The sequence below is a fragment of the Pseudonocardia sp. ICBG601 genome, assembly GCF_020496245.1.
In genome coordinates this window covers 24798-48627 of sequence record NZ_JAHLJA010000058.1, presented here as the reverse complement: position 1 = coordinate 48627, position 23830 = coordinate 24798, and the positions used below count along the sequence as shown (strand labels likewise).

21 protein-coding genes and 5 pseudogenes are annotated in these 23830 nt (G+C 74.4%); 10 read left to right on the top strand and 16 right to left on the bottom strand.

Features of this window, described 5'->3' with window-relative positions; genetic code table 11:
* The 5 genes and pseudogenes from KPL57_RS18715 to KPL57_RS66800 form a co-directional block, all read left to right on the top strand.
* Positions 1-411 (top strand): annotated as a pseudogene (locus tag KPL57_RS18715) (hypothetical protein); the annotation flags it as partial.
* Positions 408-587: an HAD hydrolase family protein gene (locus KPL57_RS18710; RefSeq protein WP_308252930.1), complete on the top strand. Its 180-nt coding sequence runs from the start codon at positions 408-410 to the stop codon at positions 585-587. The pseudogene KPL57_RS18715 and the gene KPL57_RS18710, both read left to right, overlap by 4 nt.
* A gap of 177 nt (positions 588-764) precedes the next feature.
* Positions 765-1323, top strand: a pseudogene (locus tag KPL57_RS18705) (phosphatase PAP2 family protein).
* A 214-nt stretch (positions 1324-1537) separates the two neighbouring features.
* A pseudogene (locus KPL57_RS18700) lies at positions 1538-2400 on the top strand (decaprenyl-phosphate phosphoribosyltransferase).
* Positions 2401-2494: 94 nt separating this feature from the next.
* The gene (locus KPL57_RS66800) at positions 2495-2776 is read left to right on the top strand and encodes a hypothetical protein (RefSeq protein WP_264198287.1); all 282 of its coding nucleotides are present in this window, start codon (positions 2495-2497) and stop codon (positions 2774-2776) included.
* On the opposite strand, the pseudogene KPL57_RS18695 reads toward KPL57_RS66800, so the two are convergent.
* From KPL57_RS18695 to KPL57_RS18680, 4 genes and pseudogenes are all read right to left on the bottom strand, one after another.
* Positions 2680-3411, bottom strand: a pseudogene (locus KPL57_RS18695) (NAD-dependent epimerase/dehydratase family protein); the annotation flags it as partial. The gene KPL57_RS66800 and the pseudogene KPL57_RS18695 overlap by 97 nt on opposite strands.
* Before the next feature lie 74 nt (positions 3412-3485).
* Positions 3486-5534: a DUF6541 family protein gene (locus KPL57_RS18690; RefSeq protein ID WP_226352577.1), complete on the bottom strand. Its 2049-nt coding sequence runs from the start codon at positions 5532-5534 to the stop codon at positions 3486-3488.
* Positions 5535-5662: 128 nt separating this feature from the next.
* Positions 5663-6142 carry a DUF2304 domain-containing protein gene (locus KPL57_RS18685; RefSeq protein WP_020626829.1) on the bottom strand — a complete coding sequence of 160 codons (480 nt, stop codon included), beginning with the start codon at positions 6140-6142 and terminating at the stop codon, positions 5663-5665.
* Positions 6139-6816, bottom strand: a complete 678-nt coding sequence (locus KPL57_RS18680) for a glycosyltransferase family 2 protein (protein ID WP_020626830.1) — start codon at positions 6814-6816, stop codon at positions 6139-6141. The genes KPL57_RS18685 and KPL57_RS18680 overlap by 4 nt, the downstream gene beginning before the upstream one ends.
* A 129-nt stretch (positions 6817-6945) precedes the next feature.
* Between KPL57_RS18680 and KPL57_RS18675 the strand changes: the two genes are divergently transcribed.
* Together KPL57_RS18675 and pseI are read left to right on the top strand one after the other, a co-directional pair.
* A complete protein-coding gene (locus KPL57_RS18675; RefSeq protein WP_226352576.1) occupies positions 6946-7947 on the top strand; it encodes a putative sugar O-methyltransferase in 1002 nt (333 codons plus the stop codon).
* A 10-nt stretch (positions 7948-7957) separates the two neighbouring features.
* Entirely contained in the window at positions 7958-9016 is a 1059-nt protein-coding gene (gene pseI / locus KPL57_RS18670; protein ID WP_060714958.1) for a pseudaminic acid synthase, read from the top strand.
* 9 nt (positions 9017-9025) lie between these two features.
* Here pseI and KPL57_RS18665 read toward each other — a convergent pair whose 3' ends face one another.
* On the bottom strand, positions 9026-10150 hold the full coding sequence (locus KPL57_RS18665; protein ID WP_226352575.1) for an NADH:flavin oxidoreductase: 1125 nt from the start codon (positions 10148-10150) through the stop codon (positions 9026-9028).
* A gap of 164 nt (positions 10151-10314) precedes the next feature.
* On the opposite strand from KPL57_RS18665, the gene KPL57_RS18660 reads away from it, so the two are divergent.
* A complete protein-coding gene (locus tag KPL57_RS18660) occupies positions 10315-10773 on the top strand; it encodes an Rrf2 family transcriptional regulator (protein ID WP_226352574.1) in 459 nt (152 codons plus the stop codon).
* Here KPL57_RS18660 and KPL57_RS18655 read toward each other — a convergent pair.
* From KPL57_RS18655 to KPL57_RS18645, 3 genes are read right to left on the bottom strand one after another with little or no spacing between them, the layout of a single operon-like run.
* Positions 10770-12218, bottom strand: coding sequence for a GntP family permease (locus KPL57_RS18655; protein WP_226352573.1), 1449 nt, complete (start codon positions 12216-12218; stop codon positions 10770-10772). The genes KPL57_RS18660 and KPL57_RS18655 overlap by 4 nt on opposite strands.
* A gap of 44 nt (positions 12219-12262) precedes the next feature.
* Positions 12263-13165, bottom strand: a complete 903-nt coding sequence (locus tag KPL57_RS18650) for a hydroxymethylglutaryl-CoA lyase (protein WP_226352572.1) — start codon at positions 13163-13165, stop codon at positions 12263-12265.
* Complete coding sequence (locus tag KPL57_RS18645; protein WP_226352571.1) at positions 13162-14382, bottom strand: CaiB/BaiF CoA-transferase family protein; 1221 nt, start codon at positions 14380-14382, stop codon at positions 13162-13164. The genes KPL57_RS18650 and KPL57_RS18645 overlap by 4 nt, the downstream gene beginning before the upstream one ends.
* 198 nt (positions 14383-14580) lie before the next feature.
* Between KPL57_RS18645 and KPL57_RS18640 the strand changes: the two genes are divergently transcribed.
* Positions 14581-15234: a GntR family transcriptional regulator gene (locus KPL57_RS18640; protein WP_226352570.1), complete on the top strand. Its 654-nt coding sequence runs from the start codon at positions 14581-14583 to the stop codon at positions 15232-15234.
* A gap of 30 nt (positions 15235-15264) precedes the next feature.
* Here KPL57_RS18640 and KPL57_RS18635 read toward each other — a convergent pair whose 3' ends face one another.
* The 8 genes and pseudogenes from KPL57_RS18635 to KPL57_RS18600 all read right to left on the bottom strand — a co-directional run bounded on the left by KPL57_RS18635 (position 15265) and on the right by KPL57_RS18600 (position 22805).
* A complete protein-coding gene (locus KPL57_RS18635; protein WP_226352569.1) occupies positions 15265-16119 on the bottom strand; it encodes an alpha/beta fold hydrolase in 855 nt (284 codons plus the stop codon).
* The gene (locus tag KPL57_RS18630) at positions 16116-16733 is read right to left on the bottom strand and encodes an energy-coupling factor transporter transmembrane protein EcfT (RefSeq protein WP_226352568.1); all 618 of its coding nucleotides are present in this window, start codon (positions 16731-16733) and stop codon (positions 16116-16118) included. Before KPL57_RS18630 ends, KPL57_RS18635 begins: the two co-directional genes overlap by 4 nt.
* The gene (locus KPL57_RS18625) at positions 16730-17407 is read right to left on the bottom strand and encodes an energy-coupling factor ABC transporter ATP-binding protein (RefSeq protein WP_226352567.1); all 678 of its coding nucleotides are present in this window, start codon (positions 17405-17407) and stop codon (positions 16730-16732) included. Before KPL57_RS18625 ends, KPL57_RS18630 begins: the two co-directional genes overlap by 4 nt.
* Positions 17404-18543 (bottom strand): thiolase family protein, encoded by a 1140-nt coding sequence (locus tag KPL57_RS18620; RefSeq protein ID WP_226352566.1) that lies wholly within the window; start codon positions 18541-18543, stop codon positions 17404-17406. The genes KPL57_RS18625 and KPL57_RS18620 overlap by 4 nt, the downstream gene beginning before the upstream one ends.
* Complete coding sequence (locus KPL57_RS18615) at positions 18540-19868, bottom strand: class I adenylate-forming enzyme family protein (RefSeq protein ID WP_226352565.1); 1329 nt, start codon at positions 19866-19868, stop codon at positions 18540-18542. The genes KPL57_RS18620 and KPL57_RS18615 overlap by 4 nt, the downstream gene beginning before the upstream one ends.
* Entirely contained in the window at positions 19865-20443 is a 579-nt protein-coding gene (locus KPL57_RS18610; protein ID WP_226352564.1) for a biotin transporter BioY, read from the bottom strand. The genes KPL57_RS18615 and KPL57_RS18610 overlap by 4 nt, the downstream gene beginning before the upstream one ends.
* Positions 20444-20511: 68 nt before the next feature.
* Positions 20512-22035 carry a bifunctional UDP-2,4-diacetamido-2,4,6-trideoxy-beta-L-altropyranose hydrolase/GNAT family N-acetyltransferase gene (locus KPL57_RS18605; protein WP_226352563.1) on the bottom strand — a complete coding sequence of 508 codons (1524 nt, stop codon included), beginning with the start codon at positions 22033-22035 and terminating at the stop codon, positions 20512-20514.
* Positions 22036-22040: 5 nt separating this feature from the next.
* Positions 22041-22805: pseudogene (locus tag KPL57_RS18600) on the bottom strand (cytidylyltransferase domain-containing protein).
* A gap of 39 nt (positions 22806-22844) precedes the next feature.
* Between KPL57_RS18600 and pseB the strand changes: the two are divergent.
* On the top strand, positions 22845-23828 hold the full coding sequence (gene pseB, locus KPL57_RS18595) for a UDP-N-acetylglucosamine 4,6-dehydratase (inverting) (protein ID WP_075309157.1): 984 nt from the start codon (positions 22845-22847) through the stop codon (positions 23826-23828).
* Positions 23829-23830 lie beyond the last annotated feature (2 nt).

Here is a 23830-nt window from a genome sequence, read left to right as displayed (position 1 = left end):
GTGCTCGGCGCGCACACCCTGGATCCGGCGGCGATCGGCGAGCTCGCCGCCCTCGCCGCGGAGCTGTTCCCCGGCTGCGGGTTCGGCGTCGAGCGCGTGGCGAACGCCGAGGGTGACGACGGCGTGCGGGGCGTCGTCGACCAGTTCCTCACCGACCCCGGCTACGTGCACGCCTGGGGCGAGCACGACGGCGGCTCCACCAGCCGCGAGGACCTGCTCGGGCACCCGGCGACGAAGGTGCTGATCCGCTCCCCGGAGCTGACCAGCGAGCAGATGATGACCGCACTCGCGCCGAAGGCGGGCGGGCTGGCCGACCTGACGTTCTCGCACCCGTCCGGGCTGATCGAGGCCCCGCGCCCGGGGTCACCAAGGCGACCGGCCTGGCCGAGGTCGCCCGCCGGCTCGGCGTGACCGCGGCGGACACCGTCGCGTTCGGCGACATGCCCAACGACCGGGAGATGCTGCGCTGGGCCGGGCTCGGCGTCGCGATGGGCAACGCCCACCCCGACCTGGCCGGCCTCGCCGACGAGGTGACCGCCCCGCACACCCACGACGGACTTGCCGAGATCCTGGAGCGCTGGTTCTGAGCGCACCCGGCGGCGTTCACCTGCCCGTCGACGAGCGGTCATGCGCGGTCCGCCACCCCGCCCCGGCCCGGCCCACCACCCCGCCCGCGCGTACCATCACCGGCTGTCATCGCCCGCGAGCCGGGTGCCAGCGCCCGCGCCAGGAGGCCCCCACCCGTGGCTGACACGGCAGACACCCTGGACCGGTCCGGTCCGCAGCCGCCCGCCGACGTCCCGCCCACCGGCGAGGTCGCCGTACTGGCGTCCGTGCAGGGCGTTCTTGCGAACGACACCACCGTGCGGGTCGCCCGCGGGATGTCGCTGTTCGGCGAGCACGCCGCCGGCTGGCTGGCGATCGGCGTCCTGGGTGCCGCGCTGGACCGTCCCCGCCGTCGCGAGTGGCTCGGCTCCGCCGCCGCCGTCGCGTTCGCGCACGGCGCCTCGATCGGGTCAAGCGCGTCGTCCGGCGCCGCCGACCCGACCACCCCGCGGTCCGGGTCCTGGTGGGCACCCCGAGCCGGCTGAGCTTCCCGTCCTCGCACGCCACGTCCACCACCGCCGCCGCCGTGCTCTACGGCGGCCTGCTGGGCAGGCGCTCCCGCCCGGTGGCCGCGGCGGGTGTGGGCTGATGGCGCTGTCGCGCCTGGTCCTCGGCGTGCACTACCCGACCGACGTCGCCACCGGCACCGCGCTCGGCGCGGCCGTCGCCGGTACCGCGCGACGCGTGATCTCACGCAACCCCACCACCGGAGGGTGAGCGCATGACCAGCACCGACCCCACGAAGGTCGACCACGACGACTCCGAGAAGGAGAAGGTCGCCCGGGCCGCAGACCCGCAGACCCCCGTCGTCCCGGACGCACCGGACGACGCGGGCGCGCCGGAGGGTCACGAGGACGAGGCGGCCCCGACCGCCGTCGCCGCCGAGCACGCCCCGCACGTGCCGGTGGACCCGTCCGAGCGGACCACCGCGATGGTCGCCCGCGGCCTGCTGAAGACGATGCGCCCGCGCCAGTGGGTGAAGAACGTCCTGGTCTTCGCCGCGCCGTTCGTCAGCGGCCAGCTCTTCGACGTGCCGGTCCTCGTCGACTGCCTGATCGCCTTCGTCGCGTTCTCGCTGGCCGCGTCCGGCGTGTACCTGGTCAACGACGCGCTCGACGTCGAGGCCGACCGCGCGCACCCGACCAAGCGCCGCCGCCCGATCGCGTCCGGCATCGTCCCGGTGCCGCTGGCCTTCGTGGCGGCTGGCGTGCTGTTCGCCGGCTCGATCGCGCTGTCGTTCGCGGTCACCTGGCAGCTGATCATCGTGCTCGCCGTCTACGTGGCGGTGCAGCTGTCGTACTGCCTGTGGCTCAAGCACCAGCCGGTGCTCGACATCTGCATCGTGGCCTCCGGGTTCCTGATGCGGTCCATCGCCGGCGGTGTCGCCACCGGGATCCCGCTGTCGCAGTGGTTCCTGCTGGTCACCGGGTTCGGGTCGCTGTTCATGGTCGCCGGCAAGCGCTACGCCGAGATCAACCTCGCCGAGCGCACCGGCGCGAAGATCCGCAAGTCGCTGGAGAACTACACGGCGTCCTACCTGCGCTACATCTGGTCGCTCTCGGCCACCGTCATGATCGTGATGTACGGGCTGTGGGCGTTCGAGATCCGCGAGGACCACAACTCGGTCTGGTCGGTGCTGTCGATCGTGCCGTTCGTGGTCGCGGTGTTGCGCTACTCCGTGGACGTCGACCGGGGACCGGCGGCGAGCCGGAGGAGATCGCGCTCGCGGACCGGGCGTTGCAGGTCCTGGCGCTGGCCTGGATCGCGATGCTCACCCTGGCCGTCTACAGCTGACGCCGACGCCTCCCGGGCCCGGTTCCCCGCACGGGGCCGGGCCCGCGGTGCGTCAGTACGCGGGGTGTCGGCGCCCGGTGTGCCAGGACCAGGTGTGCGCGAGGCCCTCGGCCAGCGGGGTCGGTGCGGGCAGGCCGAGCGCGGCGATCCCGCGCGACGGGTCGAGACAGCTGCGGCGCAGCTCCCCGGGCCGGGCCGGCAGGAACTCGGGGGCGAACTCTCCGGCGTGAGGCCGGCGATCGTCCCGATCGTCGCGGCCAGCTCGACGATCGTGGACTCGGTGCCGGTGCCGACGTTGAACACCTCACCGGCCAGCTCCCCGGCCGCGAGCCGGTCGGCCGACGCGAGCGCCGCCCGCGCGACGTCGCCGACGTAGAGGAAGTCGCGGGTCTGACCGCCGTCGCCGAACACGGTCGGCCGGGACCCGGTGCGGGCCCGGTCGCAGAACAGCGAGACCACACCGGCGCCGCCGGCCGGGTGCTGGCGCGGCCCGTAGACGTTCGCGAACCGCAGCACCAGTGCCGGCAGACCGTGCGTCCGGACGAAGAACCGGGTGTAGCGCTCCGCGGCCAGCTTGCTCATGCCGTACGGGGACTCCGGCTCGGCCGGCTCCGCCTCGGTCGTCGGCAGGGGGGCGCCGTCGCCGTAGATGGCTCCGCCGGTGGAGCACACGACGACCGCGCCCGCACCCGCGTCGCGGGCGGCCTGCAGCACGCTCAGGGTGCCGAGGACGTTGACCGAGGCGTCGTGCACCGGGTCCTCCATCGAGCGGCGCACGTCGATCTGGGCGGCCAGGTGGAACACCGCGTCCGGGCGGTACTGCGCGCCGAGCGCGGTGAGCGCGGCGGTGTCGCGGATGTCGAGCTCGGCCATCGTGACGCCCGGGGCGAGGTTGTCCCGCGTCCCGGCGGAGAGGTCGTCGACGACGAGCACGTCGTCGCCGCGGGCGAGCAGGGACTCGACCAGGGTGGAGCCGATGAAGCCGGCTCCGCCGGTGACGAGCGCGCGCATACCTGCCTTCCTCCGGGGCGGACGGTGTGTGCACCCGGCTGCGGCACACGGTAACCGCGGGTGCCCGGGGCGCCTCAGCCGGTGGCGCGGGCGGGCTCCGTACCGCAGGCGGTGATCCGGTAGAGCGTGCTGCCGCCGCCGGAGAGGACGGGCTCGAACCCGGGTGCACGGTCGATCCCGGACAGCCCGGGGTAGGTGTCGGCCCGCGGGTCCCACGGCCACCAGGTGACCGGGCCGTCGATGACGTAGCCGACGCCGGTGGCCTGCACCGCGGGACAGACGACGGGGTCGCGGGCAGCGTCGTGCAGCCGCAGCCGGATCAGCTCCTGGTCGGGCGTCCAGGTCCCGGACAGGTGCGGGAAGAGCACCTCGCGCCCGGTCAGCGGGTACAGCAGGCCGTTGCCGGTCCACGGGTTCGCCGCGACGACGGCGCCCGGTTCGGTCGCCCGGCCCGCCGCCTCCAGGAACTCCCGCTGGCCGGGCTGCAGCACCCGGCCGGTCTCGTAGCGGTAGGCGTCGGCGATCACGGCGGCGTGCACGCCGATGCGGAACCCGTCGGTGAGCAGGACCAGCGCCGCGGCGAGGACGGCGACGACCGGGACGGCCGTCAGCCGTCGTCGCTCCGGGGTGGTCTCCGCCCGCCGCACCGCGGTCACCGCACGGACCACCAGGCCCGCCGCGCCGAGCACGCCCAGCGTCGCCAGCGGCACCCCGGTGATCGGGACCATCGCGGCGAGCCGGTGCGAGTCGTTGTACCAGGCCCCGGTCAGCGCGGTGACCAGGTCGCCCTCCCGGGCGGCGGCGAGGGTGTAGAGCAGCGCCGAGGTCAGGTGGGCCGGCACCAGCCACGCGGTGCGGGCGGGCCGCAGCGCCAGGACGGCGCCGACCACGACCAGTACCGACACCACGACCAGCTCGGGCCGCTTGTTCGTCCCGTTCCACAGCACACCGGTCAACGCCTCGCGGGCCCCCATCGAGGCCTGCCAGTCGAACATCCGGACGCTGGCGAGGAAGGGCGACCACGCCAGCAGCCACACCACGGCGGCGACCGCGGCGAGCGCACCCGCCGGGGCGAGGGCCGCCGTGGCGAACCGGCGCTCGCGGACGTGCCGCACCGTGCTGAGCCCGGCCGCGACCGCCACCGGGGACAGGCCCAGCACGAGCAGGCTGACCGCGGCGTTCGGATGGGCGAGCGCCAGCGCCGGGACGGTCGTCGCACCGAGCAGCAGCGCCCGGGCCCGGCCGACCACGCTGTCCCGGGTCAGACCCAGCACGGTCACCACGGCGGCCAGCCCGGCGGGCACCAGCGCCAGCCCGAGCAGGTTGGGCCACAGGACGCCCCAGTTCATCAGCAGCCACGGCATCGCGGCGCTCGCCGTCGCGAGCACCGGGGTGACCAGCAGGGCACCGGCCCGGCGCCCGACGATCTGGCGGACGAGCAGCGTGCAGGACAGCGGCCACACGACGGCCGCGGCGGCGATCGCGGCGAGGTTCGACGCGGCCGGGATCGACGCGCCGGTGCTCGCCACGACGAGCGAGACGACGTCGTGCCAGGCGGCGGGGTAGGCCGACGGCACGCCGGGGCTGTTCAGCTCGCCCAGCGTCAGCGACGACGCGTCGCCGGTCTGCAGGATCCGGGCGACCGCGCTGTAGTGGTAGATCGCGTCGTAGGTCGGGGAGACCGCGTCGACGGGGCCGAACGCGAGCACCACGGTCAGCCAGCCGATCGCGACGGTGACGGCCACGCCGACCGCCAGCGCGATCCCCCCGAGGGGGCCGTCGGGTCCCGTGCGCAGCAGGAACGGCGGACGGTCGGCGGGATCGCCCGCGTCGTCACCGGGTCCGGACCGGGTCCGGCCCGCCCGCCGCCGGAGCGTCGCGGTCACCGCGGCGCACAGGAGCGCGAGCACGGCGGTGACGCCCAGCACCGGCCACGGTCCCCACGGCACCCCGGCCCGCCCGGCCAGCACGGCGGTGGTCGCGATCAGCGCGACCGACACCAGCGGCCCGGCGCCCCAGCAGACCGCTCCGCGCAGTCCCGCGGCGCGGGCGACGAGCGCCCCGGGCAGGACGCACCAGGCCGCGGTCACCAGGGCCACGGGGACGGCCTGTGCCCACGTCATCCCCGGCTCCGCGCGTCGTCGATCGGCAGCCGCATCCGGCGCACCCTACGAGCGTCGTGCCGCGCGGCGGGACGCGCGGTCGCCGTGTCACCGTCCGCGACCGGATCGTGTCCCGTGCGGATCGCCGCTCAGCTCCTGGTGGAGCGGGCCGTCCCCACCTCGTCGGCGGCGGGCTCGGTGACGGCCGCCCGGTGCCCGTTGGTCCCCGCAGCGCGCTCCTCCAGGGCGGTCAGCCGCTGCTCCAGCTCGCTCTCCCGCCGGGTCAGCTCCGCGTCCCGGACGGCGATCTGGCGGGCCAGGTTCGTCAGGTGCTGGCTGATCTCCCGGTCCCGCAGGTAGGTGTTCAGCATCCCGAACACGAAGGCGACCACGAGCAGGTAGACCAGCAGGTCCGTGCCGCGGCCGATGCCCACCGCCCGGGCCAGGTAGGTCAGGTCGTTCGGGCGCAGGACCGCGTAGATGTTCAGCACGATGAACGCGCCGAAGGCGATCCGCTTGCTCGCCCGCACGCCGACGCTCTGGCCGCTGCGCACGAAGTAGACGAGCGCGCCGACCGCGGCGGCCAGGAGCAGGATCTGCAGGATCACGGTGTTCGCCTCCTGGGTCATCGCTGCCGTACCGACAGGTCGAACAGGATGTTCACCCCGTTGAACAGCGACTGGCCCTTGGATCGTGAGTACTCGGTGTAGCGGATCGTGACCGGGACCTCGCGGATCCGCCACGACGACCGGGCCAGCGACGCGACGATCTCCGACGCGTGCGCCATCCCGTTCATGGTGATCCGCAGGTCCTCCGCGACCGCCCGGTTCATGGCCCGCAGCCCGTTGTGGGCGTCGGTGAGCTTGAGCTTGCGGCTGGCCGGGGACAGCGCCGCGACGGTGCGCAGCACCAGCCGCTTGAGCGGCGGGACCGGCTCGGTCGACTCGAGGAAGCGCGACCCGAGGACGACGTCGGCCTCGCCGCCGCGCAGGATCGCGGCCATCCGGACGGCGTCGGCGACGTCGTGCTGGCCGTCGGCGTCGAAGGTGACGATCCGCTCCGCCCCGCGGAGCAGGGCGTAGTCGATCCCGGTCTGCAGCGACGCGCCCTGCCCGAGGTTGATCGGGTGCCGCACGAGGTGCGCCTCGGTGCCGGCGATGCGTTCGGCGGAGGAGTCCCGGCTGCCGTCGTCGACACACACGACGTTCGGGAAGGCCGTGCGGATCTCCGCGACGACCTCGGCGATGACGGTGTCCTCGTTGTACACGGGGACCACCACCCAGGTGCCGGTGTCGGCGACCACGTCCCACTCCCTCGTCACTGACCGGCGGCCGTTCACGGCCGCACCGCAGAGGCTATCGGTCCGGGTATCCGAGCCGTGCGACGGTGGGCAGGGTTCGGGGCGAACGTGATGTTCCGTACCGTTCGTGACATGGACCCGAGAACCCTGCTCGAGGTGATGCTGGCCGATCTGGACAGCGCGCCGGAGCTGTACCGGCCGACGGACTTCTGGCGGACCGGGCTGGAGAAGGTGGTCGCCGACCTGCGGGAACGCGGGTTCACGGAGTTCCGCAGGCACCCGTCGGCCACGTTCTTCTACGCCCCGCAGTACGCGCCGGTGTCCAGGCCGGCGGCGATGCTGTCGCGGGCGTTCGGGATGCTGGGCGGCCCCGGCGCGCTGCTGCGCGGGCGGATCGACCAGGTTCCCGTCGCCCGGGCCCACCACGCCACGGTGACCGCCCTCGACCCCGCCGACCGGTCGCCGTCGCTCGCCGGGTTCAGCGAGTCGACCGCCGGTGCTCCCGCCGAGCAGCTGGAGTTCGACGGCCGCCGGTTCAGCCGGTCGTCGCTGAACTACCTGCGCGGGCTGGTCATGCTCAAGCGCGCCGTGCCCGACCTCGACGTCTCGACCGTCCTGGAGATCGGCGGCGGGTTCGGCACGCTCGGGGAGATCCTGCTGTCGGGCAACCCCGGACTGCGCTACATCGACGTCGACATCCCGCCGGTCGCCGCCGTCGCCACGCACTACCTGCGCGAGGCGCTCGGGCCGGAGAAGGTCGGCGACTACGCGGCCACCCGCGAGCGCGAGAAGATCGTGATCGACGAGCTGGAGCACCCGGCGACCGTGCTGTGCTCCTGGCAGCTGCCCCGGCTCACCGGGACCGTCGACCTGTTCGCCAACTTCATCTCCTTCCAGGAGATGGAGCCCGAGGTGGTGGCGAACTACGCGAACCTGGTCACCGACCTGGGCGCCCGCTGGCTGCTGCTGCGCAACTCCCCGACCGGCAAGCCAGGAGTGCGCGAGCCCATGCTGCGGCGCCACTACCTGGAGATGTTCGACCGGTTCGAGCTCGTCGACTCCGACGCCGGGCTCTACGGCCAGGACTGCGAGGGCACGGTGTCCGAGGTGATGGTGCTCGCGCGGCGCTCGTAGGGTGGCGCGCATGCGCACCCCGGACCCGATCGAGATCGGCGGCCACCTCGTGGGACCCGGCGAACGGCCGTTCGTCATCGCGGAGGTCTCCGGTAACCACAACGGCTCGCTGGACCGGGCGCTGGAGATCGTCGACGCGATCGCCGGGACCGGGGCGCAGGCGGTGAAGTTCCAGACCTACCGGGCCGACACGATCACCATCGACGCCGACGGCCCGGCCTTCCGGATCCGTGACGACCACGGTCTGTGGGGCGGGCGGAACCTCTACCAGCTCTACGAGCAGGCGCACACGCCCTGGGAGTGGCACGAGCCGCTGTTCGCCCGTGCGCGGGAGCACGGCCTGGTGCCGTTCTCCAGCCCGTTCGACCCGACGGCGATCGAGCTGCTGGAGTCCCTCGACGCGCCGGCGTACAAGGTGGCCTCGGCCGAGCTGGTCGACCTGCCGCTGATCCGGGCGATGGCCGCGACCGGCAAGCCGATGGTGATCTCCACCGGGATGGCGACGCTGGCCGAGATCGACGCCGCCGTCGCCGCCGCCCGCGAGGGCGGTGCGACGCAGATCGTGCTGCTGGCCTGCACCGCCTCCTACCCGGCGGACCCGGTCGACGCGAACCTGCAGACGATCCCGGCGTTGCGCGAGGCGTTCGGCGTGCCGATCGGGCTGTCCGACCACACCCCGGGCATCGGGGTGCCGGTCGCCGCCGTCGCGCTGGGCGCGGTCGCGATCGAGAAGCACGTGACGCTGCGGCGTGACGACGGCGGCGTCGACTCCGACTTCTCCCTGGAGCCCGCCGAGCTGGCGTCACTGGTCACCGAGACCGACGTGGCGCGCCGCGCGATGGGCCCGGCCCGGTTCGGCCCCCGCGAGTCCGAGCGCGACACCCTCGCGCTGCGCCGCTCGCTGTGGGTGGTCGCCGACGTCGCCGCGGGCGAGAAGGTGACCGCGGACAACGTCCGGTCGATCCGCCCGGCGGGTGGTCTGCACACCGACACGATCGGCACCGTCCTGGGCCGGACCTTCACCCGCGACGTCGCCCGCGGCACCCCGCTGACCTGGGACCTGATCTGAGCGGACCGCTCAGTGCAGGGTGCCCAGCGCCGCCTTGGTGAAGGGCACCAGCTCGGACTCGCGGCCCTCCAGGACCTTGCTGCCCCACTCGGGGTCGGCGAGCAGCGCCCGGCCGACGGCGACGAGGTCGAACTCGTCGTCCTCCAGCCGGTCGAGGAGCTTCTCGACACCGCTCACGTCGGCGCGGGCGTCGGCGTCGGCGAACATCGCCGGGTCGAAGACCTGGTCCAGGCCGACCGAGCCGACGGTGATCGTCGGCAGCCCGGTGACCTTGCGGGCCCACCCGGCGATGTTGAGCTCGGCGTCGGCGTCGGGGAACTCCGGCTCCCAGTAGCGGCGCCCGGACGCGTGGAACGCGGTCACCCCGGCGTCGGCGAGCGGGGTCAGCACCTCGGTCAGCTCGTCGGGGGTGGCGGCGAGACGCGCGTCGTAGTGGTTGCCCTTCCACTGGGAGAAGCGGAACACGACCGGGTAGTCGGGCGCGACGCGTTCGCGGACCGCGGCGACGATCTCGGCGGCGAAGCGGGCGCGCTCGGCCCGGCCGCCCGCGTAGCCGTCGGTGCGGCGGTTGGTGCGCTCCCAGAGGAACTCGTCGATCAGGTAGCCGTGCGCGCCGTGCAGCTCGACGCCGTCGAAGCCGATCCGCTCGGCCTGCGCCGCGGCCTCGGCGAACGCGGCGACGATCCGGTCGATCCCGGTGAGGTCCAGCGCCTGCCCGGCGCCCTCGGTGCCGTCGAGCGCGACGCCCGACGGGCCGACGGACGGCGCCTCGGGGAACGGCGGCCTCCCGGCCTCGCGGGTGATGCCGACGTGCCAGAGCTGCGGCATGATCCGGCCGCCCGCCTCGTGCACCGCCTCGACGACCGTCGCCCACCCGGCCAGCGACGCCTCGCCGTGGAAACGCGGGACGTCGGCGGAGTCGCCCGCGGACGGGTCGTCGATGTAGGTCCCCTCGGTGATGATCAGGCCGGTCCCGGCGGCAGCCCGGCGGGCGTAGTAGGCCGCGACGTCGTCGCCGGGGACACCACCGGGGGAGAAGTACCGGGTCATCGGGGCCATGACGATGCGGTTGGCCAGCTGCGCGGAGCCGAGCGAGTACGGACGGCCGAGCAGCCGTGCGGCGCGGGTGGACACGAGGCACTCCAGGGGGGATGAGCCGTCCAGGCACGTCGGCGGGTCCGGGCGGAGGCGTCAAATGGTTCCTGTCAAAGATACAGATGGGCCAGCGAACTGCAACAGTGACCATCACCTTTTCGTCCGGGCGGGTAGTCTGGGGCTCCGACCGGGGAGGTGACGTCGTGCTGGACATCCGGTTCTCCCGTGCCCTGCAGGCGATGCTCTACCTCGCCGCGGCCGCGGAGGGTGACGGGTCGACGGTCAGCTCCGGGCGGCTCGCCGAGGCCCTCGGGACGAACCCGAGCCTCGTGCGCAGGTTGCTCGTGCCGCTCGGGGCCGCGGGCCTGGTCGAGTCGACGAGGGGGCGCAGCGGTGGTGCCCGGCTGGCCCGGCCGGCCGGGGAGATCACCCTCGCCGAGATCCACCGCTGCGCGGTCGGGGAGAAGCCGCTCTGGGCGTGCAGCCCGGAGACCGAGCACGTCTGCCCGGTCACGCCGCACGCCGCGGCGTACTTCGCCGGGCTGACCGCCGACGTGGAGCAGGCGGTGCAGGCGTCGCTGGAGGGGCGGACGCTGGCCGACGCGCTGCGCGAGATGCGTGGGCTCGACACCTCATCGACCGCGTCGACCCGATCGACCTAGACGAGGGAGTCGAGCAGCAGGAGCAGGACCAGGGACACCACCGAGGCGATGGACGGGCCGAGCGTGTAGGTCTTCAGGGTCCCGCGGGTCGACAGGTCGAACACGGACCTGAACAGCCAGAACCCGTTGGCGTTGGGCAGCGCCCCGAACAAGCCGCCGGACAGCGCCGCGAGGGCGATCATGACTGCGGTGCCGGGTCCGGCCGCCATCGCGACCGGGGCCAGGATCCCGGCGGCGGTCAGCGAGCCGAGCGAGATCGACCCGACGGCCATGTGCAGGGTCGCAGCGATGACCCAGGTCAACAGCAGCGGTGCTGCACCACCTGCGGTGAACCACCCACCCATCACCTCGCCCACACCGGTGGCCTTCACGACGGCGGCGAGACCACCGCTGACCCCGGTGAGCACCAGGATGGAACCGCTGGTCTGCAGACCCCGTCCGATCGCGGAGCCCATGGCGTCGGAGGGCAGCAGGATGCGCGCCAGCACGTAGGCGAGCACCAGGCCGGAGAACACGGCGACGTTCGGATTCCCGATGATGTCGATCGCGACGTTGTCCGCACCCGCGGTCCCCGCGATCGCGCTGACGAGCAGGAGTCCCACCGTGACGGCGAGTGGGCTCACGAGCAGTGCCAGGGGGGCGTGCCCGTGTCGGGGCGCCGCCGCCGTCGAGGAGCCCGTCGCGACGGCCTCGGGGTGGGGGCCGTCGTCCGACCGTTCGCCCGTCGCGCGGACCCCGCCCGTCACCGGAACGGTGCCGTCGCCGCCGTTGTCGGCGGAGGTCGCGACGGGCTCGGGGGTGAAGAGCTGATCGCGCCTCTCGTCCCAGAGGCCACGACGAACGAGCCAGGAGTACACGAACACGGACACGACGATCGTGGCGAGCCCGAGGGGCAGGGCATACAGCAGAGCCGACTGCAGCGGGATCCCCAGCACACCGACGACGGCCATCAGGCCGGTGCCGGGGACGACGAAGTTCAGCCCGATCACGATGCCGATGATCGCCGTGCCCGACAGCAGCCCGTGCCCGCCCGGTCCCATCCGGGCCGATGCGTGCCGCGTCAGCGGTCCGCTCAGTACGATCAGCACGTCGGCGAACACCGAGGCCAGCAACCCGCCGAGGGTGAGCCCGTAGGCGTACGGCAGGTTGCGGCGCCCGAGTGCCCGCAGCAGGCCGTCGGCTATCCGTTGCGGGACACCGAGGGCGTGCACCAGCGCACCGAGCAGGACACCGAACGCGATCAGCAGCCCGATCTCGCCCATGACGTCGGCGAATCCCCGCACGATCGTCGCGACGGTGTCGGCCGGTCCCTGCCCGGTGACCAGGCCGAGGTATGCGGCGCCGAGGACGAGGGCGATGACCGGTTCGAGCTTCAGTGCGACGACCGCGACGACGACGCCGATCGTGGCCGTCGCAATGTGGACGAGGATCAGCGATCCACCCATCAGGCACTCCTTCGTGCTGGGGTCATCCGGTGAGGGGGAGCCCGTCAGGTCGACGGGAAGACCCCGGCGCGCAGCAGCGCGCCGGGAACGTCGTGGCCCAGCGCATCGGCGAGCCAGGCGGCCGTCCTACGCAGGAGCTCGACGTCGAGCCCGGTGGCGATGCCGGAGCGGTGCAGGACCCAGGCGAGGTCCTCGGTGGCGACGTTGCCGGTCGCGGCGGGAGCGAAGGGACAGCCGCCGACACCCCCGACACTGGCGTCCAGGGTGGACACGCCGGCCTCGACCGCCGCCAGTGCGTTCGCGATCCCCGTGTTGCGTGTGTCGTGCAGGTGCACCCGCACGGGCAGCTCCGGGACCTGGGATCGGGTCAGCTCGATCCGGTCCCGGACCTGTCGCGGGACGGCCACCCCGATCGTGTCGGCCAGGGCGATCTCGGTGGGACCGAGCGCACCGATCCGCCCGACGCACTCGTCGAACCGGCTGCGGCTCACCTCCCCCTCGAACGGACATCCGAACGCCGCGGCCAGTGTGACCGTCGTCGGCAGACCGGCGGCCGTGGCGGCACGCACGACCCGTTCCGCGACGTCGAGCGACTCGGCGGTGGTCATGTTCTGGTTCCGCCGGGCGAAGGTGTCGGTGGCAACGACGACCACGTTGACCTCGTCGACACCCGCCGCCTGTGCCCGGTCCAGGCCGCGCTCGTTCAGCACCAGCCCCGAGTAGGCGACGCCCCGGGTCCGGTCGAGACCGGCCATCACCGCCTCGGCGTCGGCCATCGCCGGCACCCGTGCGGGGTGGGCGAAGCTCACCGCCTCGATCCGCCGTGCCCCGGCCGCGGCCGCCCGGTGGATCAGCGAGATCTTCTGTCCGGTGGTGAGCGTCGCGGGATCGTTCTGCAGGCCGTCGCGGGGGGAGACCTCGCAGACCGTGACCACGGCGGCGCTCACGCGATCCCGCGCTTGCGCAGGTCGGTGATCTGCTCGGCGTCCAGGCCGAGGCGCTCACGCAGGACCTCCTCGGTGTGCTCGCCGAGCGACGGGCCGAGGCTGCGCACCGCCCCCGGGGTCTCGGACAGCTGGGGAGCGACGTTCTGCATGGGGAAGGCGCCCAGCTCCGGGTGCAGGAGCCGGACGATCGCCCTGCGGGCCGCGAAATGCGGATCGCCCAGCATGTCCTGGGCCCGGTAGGTCAGTCCGGCTGGCACGCCGGCGTCGTGGAGCAGCGCGAGCAGCGCGTCGGACCTGTAGGTGACGGTGACGGCGCCGATCAGTGCGTCGATCTCCGCGCTGTGCCGGCCGCGCGCCTCGTGCGTCGCGAACCGCTCGTCATCGCTCCACTCGGGGTGGCCGAGGGCCTCGGCGAGCCTGCGGAACACGGTGTCCCGGTTGCCGGCGATCAGCACCTCGGCGTCGTCGGCGGTGGGGTAGACGTTGCTGGGGGCGACCCCCGGCAGCGTGCCGCCGCTGCGCTCCCGCTGTGTACCGGCCAGCTCCCACTCCGGTAGCGACGCCTCCATCAGGCTGAGCACCGCCTCGTAGATCGCGGAGTCGACGACCTGTCCCCGCCCGGTGCGGTGCCGACCCAACAGCGCGACCAGGGTGCCCAGTGCGGCGAAGGTCCCGGCCAGCGAGTCGCCGAGCGACACGCCCACCCGGCTGGTGGGGCGTCCGGGTTCGCCGGTGAGGTGACGGATGCCGCCCATGGCCTCGCCGATCGATCCGAAACCGGCACGCCCCGCGTACGGCCCGGTCTGTCCGTAGCCGGTGACCCGGGTCATGACCAGCCCGGGGTTGAGCCGACTCAGTTCGGCGTAGCCGCAGCCCCAGCGCTCCATGGTCCCCGGTCGGAAGTTCTCGAGCAGCACATCGCTGCCGGCCGCCAGCCGGCGCAGGAGGTCCTGGCCCTCCGAGGTCCGCAGGTCGAGCGTCACCGACTTCTTGTTCCGCGCGATGATCGGCCAGTTCAGCGAGTGTCCGCCCGGTCGTGGGTGGCCCCAGGACCGCATCGGGTCCCCGCTCGCGGGGTCCTCGATCTTGATCACCTCCGCGCCGAAGTCACCGAGTAGCTGCCCGCAGAACGGGCCGGCGATCAACGACCCCGCCTCGATCACCGTGGTCCCCGCCAACGGGGCGACGGGGGCATCGGGCTGTGGTGCGACGGTCATGCGGCCTCCTCGACGCGGACTGCGGCCGGTGCTGCCCGACCGGTATCGACAGTGACCGAAAGTGCACAATCCTGTCAATGCCGGAGCTGAACTAGCAGGAAGATCCGCACCGATGCGGCAAGAATGCATACAATCTGGGCTGAGTGGTGTGTCGTACGCTGCTCGTGTCGGCCACCGCCCACGACGTCGGGAGTACCTATGACGACCGGCGCCGAGCGCGCCTACCGCGATCTGCGCGAGGCGATCATCGCCGGGGAGTTCGTTCCCGGTACGAAGCTCACAGAGGTCGCGTTGAGCGAGCGGCTGGAGGTCAGCCGCACCCCGATCCGGGAGGCGTTGCGGCACCTGGCCAAGGAGGGCCTGGTCGAGATCGAACCCAACCGGGGCGCCCGCGTCGCGCAGTGGACACCGGACGACCTGGCCGAGATCTTCCGGCTGCGCGCCCTTCTCGAGGCGCATGCCGCACACCGGGCTGCCGTCCTGCGCACCGAGGACGAGGTGGCGCAGATGGAGGAGTGTCTCGCCGGCATGGACCGCCTGGGGGACCGGCGCGACGCCGAGGCGGCCGCCGAACGCACGCGGCTGAACAACGAGCTGCACTCCGCGGTCGCCGCGGCCGCGCGTAGCCCACGCCTCGAGGAACTGCTCCTGCAGCTGGTCAATGCGACGCTGGTGCTCCGTACGTTCGAGCGCTACTCACCCGATGCGCTGGAGCGGAGCAGACGCCAGCACCATGACCTCGTGCTCGCCGTACGGGCGCGGAACCCCGAGCTCGCAGCGGCGACGATGAGCGCACACGTCCTGGTCGCCCACGCGGAGCTGGCCGGCCGGGCCGATGCCCCGGATCCGTGACCGGCGCCGCCGGCAGCGACGCCGAGCCACCTAGCCATCCAGGAAGTCCCTGACCAGGGCGTTCACCTCGTCCGGGGACTCCCGGTTCGACCAGTGGCCCCGCCCGGGCAGCAGCACGAACCGGGCGCCGGGGACGGCCTCGGCGGCCGCGCGCGTGGTCGCCACGGGGACGCCGGCGTCCCGGTCGCCCTGCACGAACAGTGCGGGGCAGCGGATCTCCGACAGCCGGGGGCGCAGGTCGACCCGCATCCGGCGGAACCCGATCGAGCCGTTCTGCCAGTCCGAGCTGCCCGCGTTCCCGGACCGGGCCTCGGCGAGGACGGCGTCGACGATCTCGTCCAGGTCGGGCACGCGGTCGGCGTCGCCGAACAGGGCGCGGCGGGCGAACGCGGTGACCGCGGCCCGGCTGCGGAAGGCCAGGTTCGGCAGGGTCCGCGACAGCAGGGGTACTCGCGCGGTCAGCCACAGCAGCTGGTGCAGCCCGGGCGGGAAGCTCAGCGTCCCGGCCGGGGCCAGCGCGACGACCCGTTCCACCCGGTCGGGGTGCTCGATCGCGGTCGCCAGCGCGAGGGCGCCGCCCTGGGACAGCCCGACGACGGCGGCCCGCTCGATGCCGAGGTCGTCCAGCACGTCGACGACCGTGCGCAGCAGCACCTCGTGGGTCGCCCGGCCATGCCACGGCCGGCTGCGCCCCTGCTTCGGCCAGTCGGGGGCGACGACGCGGTGGTCGCGCGCGAGGTCGGGGACGAGGTGGCGCCAGCTGAGCAGCGCGTTGTCCAGACCGGCGCCGGAGAGCAGCAGCACCGGCGGGCCGGCGTCGCCGGCGAGGTGGACGTGCAGGTCGCCCTCGGGACGGGGGATCACGTGGTCGCGCAGGTCGGTCATCGGTCGTCATCCTCGTCGCCCCACCCGCGTGCGGCCAGTGCCTCCCCGAGTGCGTCGGCGTGCCGCAGCGTGCGCACCAGGAAGGGCACCGCGAACGCCGTCGGCGACCGGTCCGCCCCCCGTGCCTTCGCCGCGGCCCGGACCTGCCCCGCGATGCCGGACAGGGTTCCGATCGACTGCACTGTCAGTCCGACGAGAAGGCCGAGGCGCTCGGGTGCGAGGCCGAACCGGCGCAGCGGGCCGAGTCCGCGTTCCACCGCGCTGACCAGGTCGTCCACCCGGGTGGTGAGGGTGAACAGGGTCGCCGCGCCCATCGCGGCGAGCAGCCGGAGCACGATCACCAGCGTCCGCTCCGGACCGAGCAGCCACCACTGGACCACGCCGAGCAGCACGGCCAGCAGCACCAGCGTGCGCAGCACCGGCCCGACCCGGTGCCACGGGATCCGGGCCACCACGTAGCCGGCGGCGACGGCCAGGCACAGCCCGCCGAGCACCCACGGGTCCCCGGTGAGCACCGCCCCGATCGCGAGGGCCAGCACCACCAGCAGCGACGGCCCGGCGGGCGCCCGGTGCAGCAGGCTGTCACCGGGTGCGTAGAGCCCCAGCGGGGTCACGACCCGCAGAGCCTGCGGTAGTACGCGACGGCCGGTCCGGGCTCGTCGTCGGCGACGACCCGCCCGCCGTCGAGGACGACGACGCGGTCGAAGTCGTCGAGCAGGTCCAGGTCGTGCGTGGCGAGAAGGACCTGCTGGCGCAGGCCGGCGAGCCGCTCGGCGAAGGCGCGCTTGTTGCGCAGGTCGAGCAGGGTGGTCGGCTCGTCGCAGACCAGCACGTCCGGGTCGAGGACCAGCACCGAAGCCAGCGCGAGCAGCTGCTTCTGCCCACCGGAGAGCTGGTGCGCGGGGTGCTCCACGTGCTCGCCCAGGCCGAACCCGGTGAGGGTCTCCGCGGCGAGCCGGGCCCGCTCGGCGCGGTCGCGCACGGTGCGGCGCAGCGAGAACGCGACGTCCTCGCCCGCGGTCGGCATGACGATCTGGGAGTCCGGGTCGGAGAAGACGAACCCGACCCGGCGGCGGACGGCCGCGCCCTCGCGGGCCGGGTCGCGGCCGTCGACGCGCACGGTCCCCGAGGTCGGTGCGACGAGCCCGTTCACGGTCCGGGCCAGTGTGGACTTGCCGGAGCCGTTCGCCCCGACCAGCGCGACCCGGGGCTCGCCGAGGGCGAGGGTGACGCCGTCGAGGACGGTGCGCTCGCCGTAGCGGTGCCCGACGTCGGTGAACTCGATCACCGGACCACCCGCCAGCTCGTCGCGACGCCGAGGCCGCCGCCGGAGGACAGCGCGGCGATCCCGGTCTCACCGCGGCCCTGCACGACGAGCCGGTGGAACAGCCGCACGACCAGCACCGCGCCCGAGGCACCCCAGGGGTGACCGAGCGCGATCGCGCCGCCGTCCGGGCCGGCCAGGTGCTCGTCGATCCCGGCTGCGTCGAGGCAGGCCAGCGCCTGCCCGGCGAACGCCTCGGTGAACTCGACGGCGTCCGGGGCCATCGGCCGGTCACGCAGCGTGGCGAGCGCGGGGACGGCGCCGAGTCCGAGGTCGGCCGGGGGGGAGCCGCGGGTCGCGGCCGAGACCAGCGCGAGGCCGGGCACACCCAGCTCCCGGCGTCGCCATTCCGGCACCAGCGCGACGGCGGCGGCCCCGTCGTTCACCCCGCAGGAGTTCGCGGCGGTGTGGACGCCGTCGGGGGTGAACGCGGGGCGGAACCGGGCGAGACGGTCGGCGGTGAAGCGGTCGCGGGGCCGCTCGTCGGCGGTGAGGAGCCCGCCGACGCCGTCGACCGGGACGAGCTCGTCGTCGAAGCGGCCGGCCCGCTGCGCGTCGACGGCGCGGGCGTGGCTGCGGGCGGCGAACGCGTCGAGACGGGTGCGGGTCAGGCCCGCCCGGGTCGCCACGTCGTCGGCGGCCGGGCCCATGTCCGGGTCCGGGTCGCCGGCCGGGGCGAACGGCGCCCGGGTGTAGACGGTGCCGTCGGCCCACGTCCGGGTGGGCGCGGTCGACGGGGACTCGGCACCGCCTGCCAGGTAGCCGATGCCGTCGCCGGCACGGATCCCCGCGGCCGCGGTGAGGATCGCGGCCAGCCCGCTCGCGCACTGCCGGTCCACGGTCATGCCGGGCACCTCGTCGCCGAGCCCGGCGGCGAGCGCCGCGACCCGGGCCGGGTTGCCCCCGGGGCCGAAGACGTTGCCGAGGAGCACGTCGTCGACCGGGCCGCCGAGGGCCCCGGCCAGCGCGGCGAGCACGGGTGCGGCGAGCGCGTCGACGGTCATCGCGCGCAGCGCGCCACCCGCGGTGCCGATCGGGGTGCGCCGCGCGGCGATGACGACCGGGGTGTCGTCCGTCGTGCCGCTGCCGGGGACGGTCACTCCGGCCCCCCGAGCGGGACCGCGTCGAGGGTCCCGTCGCGCAGCGCGGCGTCGACGGCGGCGCGGGCGGGCTTGCCCGAGCCCAGCCGCGGGAGCGCCCGGGTGACCAGCCACCGGCGCGGCCGCTTCGCCGGGGACAGCCCGGCCCGCGCCGCGGCGCGCAGCGCCCGCCGGTCCGGGACACCGTCACCGGCCTCGACGACCGCGGTGACCACCATCCCCAGCGACGCGTGCGGGGTCCCGGCGACGACGACGTCACCGACGCCCGGCACGCCGCGCAAGACTTGCTCGACCTCCTCGGCGGCCACCAGCGTGCCGCCGGAGGAGATGGTGGTGGCGGCGCGGCCGAGGACGGTCAGGCCGCCGTCGGCGGTGAGCTCGGCGCGGTCCCCGACGGTCGTCGGACCGGGACCGGCCGGCACCAGCTCGCCGCGGGTGAACCGGCCGCGCACCGACTGCGGGCTGTCCACCCACAGCTCGCCGTCGCGCACCGTGAGGTGCACGCCCTCGACCGGGCGCAGCGGGCCGTCGTCGCGGCGGGTGGCGATCAGCGAGTGCTCGGCCGAGCCGTAGTACTCCAGCAGTGTGGTGCCGGGCAGCAGCCGCGCGCACCGCTCCCGTATCCCGGGCGCGACGTGCGCACCGCCGCACACCACGACCTGCGGTGCCGGGCCGCCCGGGCGGCGCTCGCGCTCGTCGAGCAGCGCGGAGAGCTGGGCGGGGACGAGATGGACCGAGCCGCCGTCGGGCAGGTCGGTCGGGTCGAGCCGACCGCGGGTGACCAGGCCCAGCCCGTGGTGCAGGGCGTGCAGGGCCCCGAACAGGTACAGCGTCGACGACGGCGGCCCCGGCACGAGGACCGGTCCGGGCAGCGCACCGAGGATGTCGAACCCGATCCGCCAGGAACGCCGGTCGCGGGCCAGCACGGAGGGGACACCGGTGCTGCCCGAGGTCGTCGGGAGCAGGAACAGGCCGGGTGTGCGTGGTCCGCCGTCGGCGGTATCGGCCCGCCCGTCGGTGCCGACGACGTGGTGCGGCGCGGCGTCGGCGAGCACCGCGTCGCGTTCGCGGCCGGTCCAGCCGGCGTCGGCGAGCAGCGACGCCGCGCCCAGCCGGTCCGCGGCGAGCAGGTAGGGCAGCACCGCCCAGCGGGCCCGGGTGGGGGTGTCGAGCACGACGCGCTGCCCGCTCCGCACCCCGAGCCGGGACAGCCGTTCCCCGGCCGCTCCGACGGCGTCGGCCAGCCCCCGGGGCAGCCAGGGTGCCGGGACGACGGGCGCCGTGTCGTCGTCGGCGTCCGGGGCGTCGATGCCGGCCCCGCTCACCGGACCCGGGACTCGGACGCAGGGCGGACCGGCAGCAGGTCCGGAAGGGCCCGGTGCACCAGCGACGCGATCAGCGCGGCCAGCACCACCTTGATCAGGTCACCGGGCACGAAGACGAGGGACTGCACGATCCCGCCGGTGACGTCGCCGATGTAGACGCCCAGCCACGGCATGCCGATCACGTAGTCGGCGAGCAACCCCGCCAGGCAGGCGAGCAGCAGCACGGGCAGCGACCGCGACCGGAACCGCGCCACGATCAGGCCCGCGACCAGTGCGGACAGCAGCCAGCCGACGAGGAAGCCGCCGCTGGGTCCGAAGAACGCGGCGCCGTTGCGGCCGCCGGACAGCAGCGGCAGCCCGACCGCGGTGAGCACCAGCAGCAGCGCGACCGATGCCGTGCCGAGCCGCCACCCGAGGATGACGCCGGCCAGGATCGGGCCGACGTTCTGCAGGACGATCGGCACCCCGGCCACTCCGGCGAAGCCGGGGAACAGCCCGAGGACGGCGATGAACGCGGCGAACACGACCACGCGGGCGAGATCGGCCGCGGGGAGCGCGGGACGGGATCCGGACACGCGCGAAGGGTAGGTCACATCGGCGTACCGGAGGTGCGTCGTGCGGGTTGCGTCACGGCGCCAAGCGCTCACAGCACGCGATGGAGTGTCCGGAATCCGTCGGCGTCGGGGGTGCCGGGCTCGCCGTAGCCCGCGCGGGCGAACAGCCGGGCCGAGGCGTCGTTGCCGGTGTGCACGACGGCGGTCACCGCGGTCCCGGCGCCGGTCCGGGCCCGTAGCGCGTCCTCCCCGGCCCGCAGCATGGGCAGGGCCAGCCCCTCGCCACGGCGCTCCGGGGCGACGGTGATCGAGACCTCCCAGCCGCTCCCGTCCCGGTCCCAGCGGACGGTGCCGACCGGCCCCCTGGCGTCGGCGACGACGAGGAGCAGCCGGTCGTCGCGGTCCAGCGAGCCGGCGAGCCAGCGGCGGTGGGTGGCGAGGTCGACCGCGTCGTGGCTGCGTGACCAGCGACGGGTGTCGGGGTCGTTGCGCCAGGCCAGGAGCAGCTCGGCGTCGCCGGGCCGGGCGGGGCGGGACCGGACCACCCGGGCGAGCACCCGGCCCTCGGCGGCGACGCGCGCCTCCCGGCCGCCGGACGTGCCCACCGCGGTGGCCACGGCGTCGACGACCCGGCCCGCGCCCTCGCCGTCGACGACGGTCGCGGCCCGGTCGGCGAGCGCGGCGCGGTCGCCCGGCCTGGTCAGCAGGGCGTGCAGCACGGCCGCGGCGGCGGCCGGGTCGGCGAGGTCCGCGGTCCCGCCCAGCCCGGCGGCGGCCCCGGCGTCGACGACGGTCCGGTAGCCCTCGGTCTGGTTGTCCGCGGCCCGGACCAGCGCCATCGGGACACCCACGCAGCACAGCTCCCACACCGTCGTCCCGGCCGCGCTGACGACGAGGTCGGCCTCGGCCATCGCGGCGGGCAGGTCGGGCAGCGGCGGCACCGCCCGGAACGTCGCCGGCCCATCGGCGGGCAGGTCGAGGGGCCGCCCACCGGGGACGACGACGTCGACCTCGGCGGGGACGTCCGCGGCGGCGAGGGCGGCGACCGCCCGGGGCAGCAGCCCGGCGGCGTCGGTCCCGCCCATGACGACCAGCACACGGGGCGGCCCGGTGCCGGGGGCGTCGGCGGCCCGCAGGGCCCGCCGGGTGCGGGCACGGCGGACGGTCAGCCGCAGCGGGGCGTAGCCGGGGCCGCGGAGCAGGACGGGGGAGCCGTCGTCGGGGCGGGGGTGGTCCTCGGCTCCCATGTTCGGGTCGACCACCACGTCACCGGGACGCCGGCCGGTCGCGAAGTCCTCCACGGTGGACAGCACGACCCCGGCGTCGTTCAGGGCCGGACGCAGGTCGTCGCCGAGCAGGTAGTGGTCGACGTGCACGGCGTCGATCCGGTGCTCACGGGCCAGCGCCGCGAGCCCGCCGGCGGTGTCGGCCGGGGGCAGGACGGGGCCGGGCTCCCGGACCAGCCCGGACCACAGCCAGCGCAGCCCGTCGAGCCGGCCCGACCAGAACACCTCGTGCCCGGACAGCAGCGCCGCCTCGGCGACCGCGGCACACCGCACCGCGTGCCCCACCCCCGTCGATGGTCCGGCGTCGCAGCGCAGCAGCAGACGCATCCCGCTCACCCCTCGGCGAGGGACTTCTGACGGACGTGCGCGTTGCGCTCCACCAGGTCCGGCCGCGACCGCAGCACGTCGACGACCGCCCGCCACCCGGTGCGCCCGTCCAGGGCCTCGACCAGCCCGTCAGGGCGTGCAGGTCGTCGACGGTGTCCAGGGTGACGCGCAGGTCGTCGGCGGCCGGTGCGACGACGAGCCCGAGGCAGCGGAACCGGTCCGGGTCTCCGTAGAGGCCCGACGTCACGTGGATCCGGTCGTACCCGGTCGCGGGCGCCAGCCAGCGCGCGCAGCGCGTCGACGCGGGCGAGCTCGACGTCCAGGCCGCGCGGCAGGGTGCGCACCAGGGTGGTGGCGACGTAGTCCTGCTCCGGCACGGACCGCCAGGTCGCGGCGACCAGCGACACCAGGGCCGGGTCGAGCAGCGGGCAGTCCGCCGTCAGGCGCACCACGGCGTCGCAGGGGTGCTCGTCGACGGCCTGCACGAAGCGGGCCAGCACGTCGTCCTCGGAGCCGCGTACCACCGGGACGCCGATCGTCGCGGCGCGCTCGGCCACGGCGTCGTCGCCCGGGGCGGTCGAGGTCGCGACCACGACCCGGTCGACGCCGGAGGCGGCGCGGGCGGCGGCGACCACCCGGTCGAGCACCGGTGTGCCGCCGAGATCGGTGAGCACCTTGCCCGGGAGCCGCGTCGACCCCGTCCGCGCCTGGATGACCGCGTTGACCCGCACCCGTACCTGCTTCGATTCGTCCGATCGATCGCGTGCCATCATGCCGGGCGGACGAAGTTCCGCAGATCTGGAGGCGTGATGTCGGTACTCAAGGGCTCGTCGGTCCTGGTCACGGGCGGGACGGGGTCCTTCGGGAAGGCCTTCGTCCGCACCCTGCTCGACCGTTACGAGCCGCGCCGGCTGGTGATCCTCTCGCGCGACGAGCTCAAGCAGTACGAGTGCCGGTCGCTGTTCGACAACGACCCGCGGCTGCGCTGGTTCCTCGGTGACGTCCGGGACCAGCCGCGCCTGCGCCGCGCGATGCACGGCGTCGACTACGTCGTGCACGCCGCCGCGCTCAAGCAGGTGGACACGGCCGAGTACAACCCGTTCGAGTTCATCCGGACCAACGTCGAGGGCTCGCAGAACGTCGTCGAGGCCGCGATCGACGCCGGGGTGAAGAAGGTCGTCGCGCTGTCCACGGACAAGGCGTCGAGCCCGATCAACCTCTACGGCGCCACCAAGCTGTGCGCCGACCGGCTGTTCGTGAGCGCGAACCACTACGCCGCCGCCTACGAGACCCGGTTCGCCGTGGTCCGCTACGGCAACGTGCTCGGCAGCCGCGGGTCGGTCGTCCCGCTGTTCAAGAAGCTCGCCGCCGACGGCCAGTCGCTGCCGATCACCGACAAGCGGATGACCCGGTTCTGGATCACCCTGCCGGACGCGGTTCAGTTCGTCATCGACTCCTTCGACGCGATGCAGGGCGGCGAGCTGTACGTGCCGCGCATCCCGTCGATGCGGATGACCGACCTCGCCGAGGCCATCGCCCCCGGCGCCGCGACCCACGAGATCGGGATCCGACCGGGCGAGAAGCTGCACGAGGAGATGATCGCCGCGGACGACTCGCGGCGGACCCTCAAGCTGGCCGACCGCTACGTCGTCGAGCCCTACATCGCCGGCTGGGGCTACACCTCCCCGGCCGACGGTGAGCCGGTCCCGGACGGGCAGGCCTACCGGTCGGACACCAACGACCTGTGGCTGTCGCCCGAGCAGCTGCGCGCGATGGTCGAGGCGCTCGACTGATG